The organism is Streptomyces sp. NPDC001027, assembly GCF_040299045.1.
In the GTDB taxonomy this organism is placed as follows: Bacteria; Actinomycetota; Actinomycetes; order Streptomycetales; family Streptomycetaceae; genus Streptomyces.
In genome coordinates this window covers 24,429-33,710 of the sequence record NZ_JBEPBI010000080.1, presented here as the reverse complement: position 1 = coordinate 33,710, position 9,282 = coordinate 24,429, and the positions used below count along the sequence as shown (strand labels likewise).

The 9,282-nt window shown below is 70.7% G+C and carries 5 protein-coding genes; 1 reads left to right on the top strand and 4 read right to left on the bottom strand.

Annotated elements, in window-relative coordinates; all coding sequences use genetic code 11:
• Positions 1 to 203: 203 nt before the first annotated feature.
• The 4 genes from ABT300_RS22290 to ABT300_RS22275 form a co-directional block, all read right to left on the bottom strand.
• Positions 204 to 1,820: a glycerol-3-phosphate dehydrogenase/oxidase gene (locus ABT300_RS22290; RefSeq protein WP_351678442.1), complete on the bottom strand. Its 1,617-nt coding sequence runs from the start codon at positions 1,818 to 1,820 to the stop codon at positions 204 to 206.
• A 9-nt stretch (positions 1,821 to 1,829) separates the two neighbouring features.
• Positions 1,830 to 3,368, bottom strand: coding sequence for a glycerol kinase GlpK (gene glpK / locus ABT300_RS22285; RefSeq protein ID WP_351678440.1), 1,539 nt, complete (start codon positions 3,366 to 3,368; stop codon positions 1,830 to 1,832).
• 75 nt (positions 3,369 to 3,443) lie between these two features.
• Positions 3,444 to 4,238 carry an MIP/aquaporin family protein gene (locus tag ABT300_RS22280; protein WP_351678438.1) on the bottom strand — a complete coding sequence of 265 codons (795 nt, stop codon included), beginning with the start codon at positions 4,236 to 4,238 and terminating at the stop codon, positions 3,444 to 3,446.
• 374 nt (positions 4,239 to 4,612) lie between these two features.
• A complete protein-coding gene (locus ABT300_RS22275; protein WP_351678436.1) occupies positions 4,613 to 5,377 on the bottom strand; it encodes an IclR family transcriptional regulator in 765 nt (254 codons plus the stop codon).
• Between the two features lie 353 nt (positions 5,378 to 5,730).
• Between ABT300_RS22275 and metH the strand changes: the two genes are divergently transcribed.
• Entirely contained in the window at positions 5,731 to 9,249 is a 3,519-nt protein-coding gene (gene metH, locus ABT300_RS22270) for a methionine synthase (RefSeq protein ID WP_351678434.1), read from the top strand.
• Positions 9,250 to 9,282 lie beyond the last annotated feature (33 nt).

Sequence of the window (9,282 nt, the reverse complement as noted above, 5' to 3'; positions counted from 1 at the left end):
GTGGTTGTTTAACAATTGGTTTGTCGAGGCGAATTTTGTCGCCCCGAGGGGGGTACTGCCACCAGGTTTGGGGTGGGGGCGCCCCCCAAGGGTGGGGAGCCGCCCCTTCCCCGTTCCGGCCCCGGTACGAGCAGGGCCGTCCCCCGGCGCCGGCCCCGGTCGGGGCGGTGGGCCGGCGGAGGGTCGTCACGGCGTCGGGCAGGTCACTTCTTGTCGAGCAGGTCCTGCACCCCCGCGCGGACCTCGTCCGTGGCGAGACCGCGGATCGTCAGCGTCGTACGGCGGCGCAGCACGTCGTCCGCCGTCTCGGCCCACTCGTTGTCGCGGGCGTACACGACCTGCGCCCAGATCTCCGGGGCGTCCGGGTGGACGCGCGCGCCCAGCTCGGGGTTGTCGTTGGCCAGCCGCGCGATGTCGAAGGCCAGCGAGCCGTAGTGGGTCGCCAGGTGCTTCGCCGTGTCGGCGGCCATGCGCGGGCCGGGCGCCGGGCTGTCGACCAGCAGCCGGTGGGCGACCGCGCGCGGGTTGGCGACGCCGGGCAGCGGCAGCTTCTTCGGCAGCGAGGAGATCGGTTCGAAGTCGTCGCCCAGCGGGTGGCCCGGCAGCGCCTCGAGCTTCTGCATGACCGTGCGGCCGATGTGCCGGAACGTCGTCCACTTGCCGCCGGCGACGGACAGCATGCCGCCGCGGCCCTCGGTGACGACGGTCTCGCGCTTGGCCTTCGCGGTGTCGCCGGGGCCGCCCGGCAGCACGCGCAGACCGGCGAAGGCGTACGTGATCAGATCGCGGTCGAGCTGCTGGTCGCGGATGGAGAACGCGGCCTCGTCGAGTATCTGGGCGGTGTCCTTCTCGGTCACCGCGACGTCCGCCGGGTCGCCCTCGAACTCCTCGTCGGTGGTGCCGAGCAGCAGCATGTCCTCCCAGGGGAGGGCGAAGGTGATGCGGTACTTGTCGATGGGGGTGGCGAGCGCGGCCCGCCAGGGGGCGGTGCGCTTGAGCACCAGGTGGGCGCCCTTGGAGAGACGGATGGACGGCGCCGCGTTCGGGTCCTCCATCCTGCGCAGGTGGTCGACCCACGGTCCGGTCGCGTTCAGCACGAGCCGGGCGTTGACGCCGAACTCTTCGCCGGAGAGCCGGTCGCGCAGGTCCGCGCCCGTGACCCGGCCCTTGGTGAAGCGCAGGCCGGACACCTCGGCGTGGTTGAGGACGACCGCGCCCGCCTCGACGGCCGCGCGGACCGTCATCAGCGCCATGCGCGCGTCGTTCATCTGGTCGTCGCCGTACACGGCCACGGCCTTCAGGTTGTCGGTGCGCAGCTCGGGCACGTCCTGCGCGGCCTTCGCCGGCGACAGGAGGTGACCGACGCCGTCGCCGAACGCCGACAGCGCGGAGTAGGCGAAGACGCCCGCCCCGAGCTTCGCCGCGCCGTGCGGCCCGCCCTTGTACACGGGGAGGTAGAACGTGAGCGGGTTCGCCAGGTGGGGGGCCACCTGGCGGGAGACCGCACGGCGCTCGAAGTGGTTCTCCGCCACCAGCTTCACCGCGCCGGTCTGCAGGTAGCGCAGACCGCCGTGGAGCAGCTTGGAGGAGGCGGAGGAGGTGGCGCCGGCGAAGTCGCCGGCGTCGACCAGGGCCACCCTGAGGCCGGACTGCGCGGCGTGCCAGGCGGTGGAGATGCCCAGGATGCCGCCGCCGATGACGAGGAGGTCGTACGACGCCTTGGAGAGCTGCTCCCGGGTCTCGGCGCGGCTCGGGTTGGAGCCGGACGCCGGGCGCGTCCCCAGGGCAGGCACGGACTGCAGGGTGGACTGACTGGTCATGTGGGGTTCTTACTCCTCGTCCTCGAGCCAGCCCATGGTCCGCTCGACGGCCTTGAGCCAGCTCTTGTACTCACGGTCGCGGGTCTCCGCGTCCATGCGGGGGGTCCACTCGGCGGCCCGTCGCCAGTTGGCGCGCAGGTCGTCGGTGTTGGTCCAGAAGCCGACGGCGAGGCCGGCGGCGTAGGCGGCGCCGAGGCAGGTCGTCTCGGCGACCATCGGGCGCACCACGGGCGCGTCCAGGAAGTCCGAGAGGGTCTGCATCAGCAGGTTGTTGGAGGTCATGCCGCCGTCGACCTTGAGGGCCGCGAGCTCGACGCCGGAGTCCTTCGTCATGGCGTCGGTGATCTCACGGGTCTGCCAGGCCGTGGCCTCCAGGACGGCGCGCGCGAGGTGCGCCTTGGTGACGTACCGGGTGAGGCCGGCGATCACGCCGCGGGCGTCGGAGCGCCAGTACGGGGCGAACAGTCCGGAGAACGCCGGCACGAAGTAGGCGCCGCCGTTGTCCTCGACGGAGAGCGCGAGCGTCTCGATCTCGGCGGCGGTGGAGATCAGGCCCATCTGGTCGCGCATCCACTGCACCAGCGAACCGGTGACGGCGATCGAGCCCTCGAGGGCGTACACCGGCTTCTGGTCGCCGATGCGGTAGCCGACGGTGGTCAGCAGCCCGGAGTACGAGTTGATGATCTTCTCGCCGGTGTTCAGCAGCATGAACGTGCCGGTGCCGTAGGTGGACTTGGCCTCGCCCTCCGCGAAGCAGGTCTGGCCGAACAGGGCCGCCTGCTGGTCGCCGAGCGCGGAGGCGACCGGGATGCCGCCGAGCAGCTCGCCGAGCCTGCCGCCGGCGACCTCGCCGTAGACCTCGGCGGAGGAGCGGATCTCGGGCAGCATCGCCAGCGGGACGCCGATGGACTCGGCGATCTTGTCGTCCCACTCCAGCGTGTGGAGGTTCATCAGCATGGTGCGGGAGGCGTTGGTGACGTCGGTGTAGTGCTTGCCGCCGTCGACGCCGCCGGTCAGGTTCCAGATGACCCAGGTGTCCATGGTGCCGAAGAGGATGTCGCCCGCCTCGGCGCGCTCGCGCAGGCCCTCGACGTTGTCGAGCAGCCAGCGGGCCTTGGGGCCGGCGAAGTACGAGGCCAGCGGCAGGCCCGTCTCCCGGCGGAAGCGGTCCTGGCCGACGTTGCGGCCGAGCTCGCGGCACAGGGCGTCGGTGCGGGTGTCCTGCCAGACGATGGCGTTGTGGACGGGCTGACCGGTGTTCTTGTCCCACAGCAGCGTGGTCTCACGCTGGTTGGTGATGCCGATGGCCTTGATGTCGTCCCGGGTGATGCCGGCCTTCTCGATGGCTCCGGCGACGACTTCCTGGACGTTGGTCCAGATCTCGTTGGCGTCGTGCTCGACCCAGCCCGGCTTGGGGAAGATCTGCTCGTGCTCCTTCTGGTCGACGGAGACGATCCGGCCGTCCCGGTCGAAGACGATGCAGCGCGAGGAGGTGGTGCCCTGGTCGATGGCGGCGATGAACGGGCCGGCGGTGTGCGCGTCGGTCACTGAGTGCTCCTGGGGTTTCCGTGGATAAGAGGCTGTCTGTACGGCGCTGCCGAGTACGCGGTGCAGCTGGTGCTCTTAAGCAAAGGCGACGTTGTAGATGCCTGCGGCGATCGCCCCGCCGATCAGCGGACCGACCACCGGGATCCAGGCGTAGCTCCAGTCGGAGCCGCCCTTGTTGGGCAGGGGCAGGAGGGCGTGCACGATGCGCGGGCCGAGGTCGCGGGCCGGGTTGATCGCGTACCCGGTCGGACCGCCGAGCGACAGACCGATGGAGACGACCACGAGCGCGGTGACGAGGGCGCCCAGGGTGCCCAGGCCGTTGCCCTTGTCGTTGAGGCCCTGCGTGAGGACGGCGAGGACCAGCACGATGGTGCCGATGATCTCCGTGGCCAGGTTCTGCCAGACGACGCGGACCTCCGGGCCGGTGGAGAAGACGCCCAGGACCGGGCCCGCGCCCTGCTCCTGTGCCTCGACGGCCTTGACCTCGGTCGACTGCGCGCCCGGACCGCCGACGATCTCCTTGTCGGTGAGGTGGGCGTGGAACTGGCCGTAGTAGGCGACCCAGACCAGGGTGGCGCCGATGGCGGCGCCGAGGAGCTGCCCGGCCCAGTAGACCGGAACGTTGCTCCAGTCGTCGTCCTTGATCGCGAGTGCGAGGGTGACCGCCGGGTTGAGGTGGGCGCCGGAGAGCGGCGCCGAGGTGTAGACAGCCGTCAGAACGGCGAAACCCCACCCGAAGGTGATGGCGAGCCAGCCGGCGTTGCGGGCCTTGGAGGCCTTCAGCGTCACGGCGGCGCAGACGCCGCCGCCGAGCAGGATGAGTATGGCGGTACCGATGGTCTCGCCGATGAAGATGTCGGAGCTGGACACCCGCGACTCCTTTGTCCTTCGTCCAGGGAAGCCGAACCCCGGGTCCCGCCGGGGGTTCGAGCGCCCTCGGGGGTGAGAGCGATGCCGGCCTTTGGCGTTGTCACACTCTAGCGCGTATTGCCGTTAGGTGTTCGACAATGTCGACCGATGGACGGGAGTCTTGCCCGGCGGTTACGTGTGCGTCAAGAGTGCCGTTATCGAAAACGCGATCGTTATTGATCGCTCTGAGTTATCGATCTTCGCGTGGGTGCGCACACACTCGCCCCTGATGCCTGCTTCAGGCGGCTTTCGCAGGGTATGGCAGTGGCCGGAACGCCTTCGGACGTCCCGGCCAGGTCTTACGCAGTTCTCAGGATCGGCAGCCGCGCGGCGGCTCAGAAACGCCCGCCGCCCAGGTCCCTGGAGACCGCGCGGGCGCAGTCGCGCACCGCGGCGATCAGCTCCGGGCGCAGCTCCCCGTCCCGGACCAGCCGCTCCACGGCGCCCGTGACGCCGACCGCGCCGACGGGCATGCGCCGCCGGTCGTGGATGGGCGCCGCGATCGAGGCGACGCCCTCCCAGGTCTCCTCGACGTCCGCCGCGTACCCGCGCGCGCGGGTCATGTCGAGGATGTGCTCGAACGCCTCCGCCTCGCACACGGTGCGGTCCGTGTAGGGCTTGCGCTCGGCCTCCAGGGCCTCGCTGTGCGCGACCGGGTCGTAGGCCGACAGCACCTTGCCGAGAGCCGTGGAGTGCAGCGGCTGCATGGCCCCGATCTCCAGCACCTGCCGGCTGTCGTCCGGCCGGAAGACGTGGTGCACGATCAGCACGCCCTGTTGGTGCAGCACCCCCAGGTGCACGCTCTCGCCGCTGGACCGCGCGAGGTCGTCCGTCCAGACCAGGGCACGCGCGCGCAGCTCGTGCACGTCCAGGTAGGTGGTGCCCAGGCGCAGCAGCTCGGCGCCCAGCTGATAGCGCCCGGAGACGTCGTCCTGCTCGACGAAGCCCTCCTGCTGCAGGGTGCGCAGGATGCCGTGGGCGGTGCCCTTGGCCAGGCCCGTGGACGAGGCGATGTCCGACAGGCCCAGCCGCCGCTCGCCGCCCGCGAGCAGCCGCAGCATCGCGGCCGCACGCTCGACCGACTGGATGTTCCGCGCCATCGCCCTCCCGCCTCCGTCCCCATCGGACCGCCTAGGGGCGGCATCCACTGCCGCCGTTCGGCAATGTCGAACACTACCGGTCCATGCCGACCTCCCGCCAATGGTCGGTCGACACGTGTTCCGCCGGGCGTCCCCCGGAAGCAGCAAGGCCGTCGCACGGCCGTGGCGCCCGTCCGACCCGCCGTGACCGGGCCTCCGCCAGGCCGCCACACCCGTCCGCCCCGTGGACGCCCTGACCATAAGGCCTCCGTCCCGGCTACCCTGACGGCGTGCGCGCTCATCGGGACGCCCGTGCTCCACGCATCCCGAGGTGACGCAAAGCCGACAGCCGTCGCATCCGAGGGAGCCCTTTCATGGCCTCTGTGCCGCCGACCCCTTCCGCCGACAGCCGGACCCGTGTGTCCGCGCTCCGAGAGGCCCTGGCCACCCGCGTGGTGGTGGCCGACGGAGCCATGGGCACCATGCTCCAGGCCCAGGAGCCCACCCTGGAGGACTTCCAGGACCTCGAGGGCTGCAACGAGGTCCTCAACGTCACCCGGCCCGACATCGTGCGCTCCGTGCACGAGGAGTACTTCGCCGCCGGCGTGGACTGCGTCGAGACCAACACCTTCGGCGCGAACCACTCCGCCATGGCCGAGTACGACATCCCCGAGCGGGTGCACGAGCTGTCCGAGGCCGGCGCCCGCATCGCCCGCGAGACCGCCGACGCCTTCGCCGCCCGCGACGGACGCACCCGCTGGGTCCTCGGCTCCATCGGCCCCGGCACCAAGCTGCCCACCCTCGGCCACATCGGCTACGGCGCCCTGCGCGACGGCTTCCAGGCCAACGCCGAGGGCCTGCTCGCCGGCGGCGCCGACGCCCTGATCGTCGAGACCACCCAGGACCTCCTCCAGACCAAGTCGTCGATCCTGGGCGCCAGGCGTGCGATGGAGGCGACCGGCGCCGACGTGCCCCTGCTGGTGTCCATGGCGTTCGAGACGACCGGCACCATGCTGCTCGGCTCCGAGATCGGCGCCGCGCTCACCGCGCTGGAGCCGCTCGGCATCGACATGATCGGCCTGAACTGCTCCACGGGCCCCGCCGAGATGAGCGAGCACCTGCGCTACCTCGCCCGGCACTCCCGCACCCCCCTGCTGTGCATGCCGAACGCCGGACTGCCGATCCTCACCAAGGACGGCGCCCACTTCCCGCTCGACGCCGAAGGCCTGGCCGACGCCCAGGAGAACTTCGTCCGCGACTACGGGCTCAACCTCATCGGCGGCTGCTGCGGAACCACCCCCGAGCACCTGCGCCAGGTCGTCGAACGCGTCCGCGGCCTCGAGCCCGTCGAGCGCAGCCCCCGCCCCGAGCCCGGCGCCGCGTCCCTCTACCAGACGGTGCCCTTCCGCCAGGACACCTCCTACCTCGCGATCGGCGAACGCACCAACGCCAACGGATCCAAGAAGTTCCGCGAGGCCATGCTGGCCGGCCGCTGGGACGACTGCGTGGAGATGGCCCGCGAGCAGATCCGCGAGGGCGCGCACCTGCTGGACCTGTGCGTGGACTACGTCGGCCGCGACGGCGTCGCCGACATGGAGGAACTCGCCGGCCGCTTCGCCACCGCCTCCACCCTGCCGATCGTCCTGGACTCCACCGAGGTCGACGTCATCCGGGCCGGTCTGGAGAAGCTCGGCGGCCGCGCGGTCATCAACTCCGTCAACTACGAGGACGGCGACGGCCCCGAGTCCCGGTTCGCCAAGGTCACCAAGCTCGCCCAGGAGCACGGCGCCGCCCTGATCGCGCTGACCATCGACGAGGAGGGCCAGGCCCGCACCCCCGAGAAGAAGGTCGAGATCGCCGAGCGGCTGATCGAGGACCTCACCACGAACTGGGGCATCCTCGAGTCGGACATCCTCATCGACACCCTGACCTTCACCATCTGCACCGGCCAGGAGGAGTCCCGGGGCGACGGCGTCGCCACCATCGAGGCGATCCGCGAGCTCAAGCGCCGTCACCCCGACGTGCAGACCACCCTGGGACTGTCGAACATCTCCTTCGGCCTCAACCCGGCCGCCCGCATCCTGCTGAACTCCGTCTTCCTCGACGAGTGCGTCAAGGCGGGCCTGGACTCCGCGATCGTCCACGCCTCGAAGATCCTGCCCATCGCCCGCTTCAGCGAGGAGGAGGTGCGCACCGCCCTCGACCTGATCCACGACCGGCGCGCCGAGGGCTACGACCCCCTCCAGAAGCTCATGCAGCTCTTCGAGGGCGCCACCGCCAAGTCCCTCAAGGCCGGCCGGGCCGAGGAACTGGCCGCGCTCCCCCTGGAGGAGCGCCTCAAGCGGCGCATCATCGACGGCGAGCGCAACGGCCTGGAGGCCGACCTCGACGAGGCGCTGCAGAGCCGGCCCGCCCTCGACATCGTCAACGAGACCCTCCTGGACGGCATGAAGGTCGTCGGCGAGCTGTTCGGCTCCGGCCAGATGCAGCTGCCGTTCGTGCTGCAGTCCGCCGAGGTCATGAAGGCGGCCGTCGCCCATCTCGAACCGCACATGGAGAAGTCCGACGACGAGGGCAAGGGCACCATCGTGCTCGCCACCGTCCGCGGCGACGTCCACGACATCGGCAAGAACCTCGTCGACATCATCCTGTCCAACAACGGCTACAACGTCGTCAACCTCGGCATCAAGCAGCCGGTCTCCGCGATCCTGGACGCCGCCGCCGAGCACCGCGCCGACGTCATCGGGATGTCCGGCCTGCTGGTGAAGTCCACGGTGATCATGAAGGAGAACCTGGAGGAGCTCAACCAGCGCGGACTCGCCGCCGACTACCCGGTCATCCTCGGCGGCGCCGCCCTGACCCGGGCCTACGTCGAGCAGGACCTGCACGAGATCTACGAGGGCGAGGTCCGCTACGCCCGCGACGCCTTCGAGGGCCTGCGCCTCATGGACGCCCTGATCGGCGTCAAGCGGGGCGTGCCCGGCGCCAAGCTGCCCGAACTCAGGCAACGCCGGGTGCGCGCGAGCGCGGCCCCCGCCGAGGTCGAGGAGCGGCCCGAGGAGGGCCACGTCCGATCCGACGTCGCCACCGACAACCCCGTGCCGAAGCCGCCCTTCGAGGGCACCCGCGTCATCAAGGGCATCCAGCTCAAGGAGTACGCCTCCTGGCTCGACGAAGGCGCCCTCTTCAAGGGCCAGTGGGGTCTCAAGCAGGCCCGCACCGGCGACGGGCCGACCTACGAGGAACTCGTCGAGAGCGAGGGCCGGCCCCGGCTGCGCGGCCTGCTGGACAAGCTGCAGACCGAGAACCTCCTCGAGGCCGCGGTCGTCTACGGCTACTTCCCCTGCGTCTCCAAGGACGACGACCTGATCATCCTGGACGAACGGGGCAACGAGCGGACCCGCTTCACCTTCCCCCGCCAGCGCCGCGGCCGCCGGCTCTGCCTCGCCGACTTCTTCCGCCCGGAGGAGTCGGGGGAGACCGACGTGGTCGGCCTCCAGGTCGTCACCGTCGGCTCGCGCATCGGCGAGGAGACGGCCAAGCTCTTCGCGTCGAACTCCTACCGCGACTACCTCGAGCTGCACGGACTGTCCGTGCAGCTGGCCGAGGCCCTCGCCGAGTACTGGCACGCACGCGTGCGCGCGGAACTCGGCTTCGGCGGCGAGGACCCGGCCGACGTCGAGGACATGTTCGCCCTGAAGTACCGCGGCGCCCGCTTCTCCCTCGGCTACGGCGCCTGCCCCGAGCTGGAGGACCGCGCCAAGATCGCCGAGCTGCTCCAGCCCGAGCGGATCGGCGTCCACCTGTCGGAGGAGTTCCAGCTCCACCCCGAGCAGTCCACGGACGCCATCGTGATCCACCACCCCGAGGCGAAGTACTTCAACGCCCGGTGACGCGAGCGCGCCGCCCGGCACACTGATCCGATA

Bases quoted from the DNA above. Each gene is read 5' to 3' on its own strand.
- metH (WP_351678434.1), top strand. From the start codon at position 5,731: ATGGCCTCTGTGCCGCCGACCCCTTCCGCCGACAGCCGGACCCGTGTG.
- ABT300_RS22275 (WP_351678436.1), bottom strand. From the start codon at position 5,377: ATGGCGCGGAACATCCAGTCGGTCGAGCGTGCGGCCGCGATGCTGCGG.
- ABT300_RS22290 (WP_351678442.1), bottom strand. From the start codon at position 1,820: ATGACCAGTCAGTCCACCCTGCAGTCCGTGCCTGCCCTGGGGACGCGC.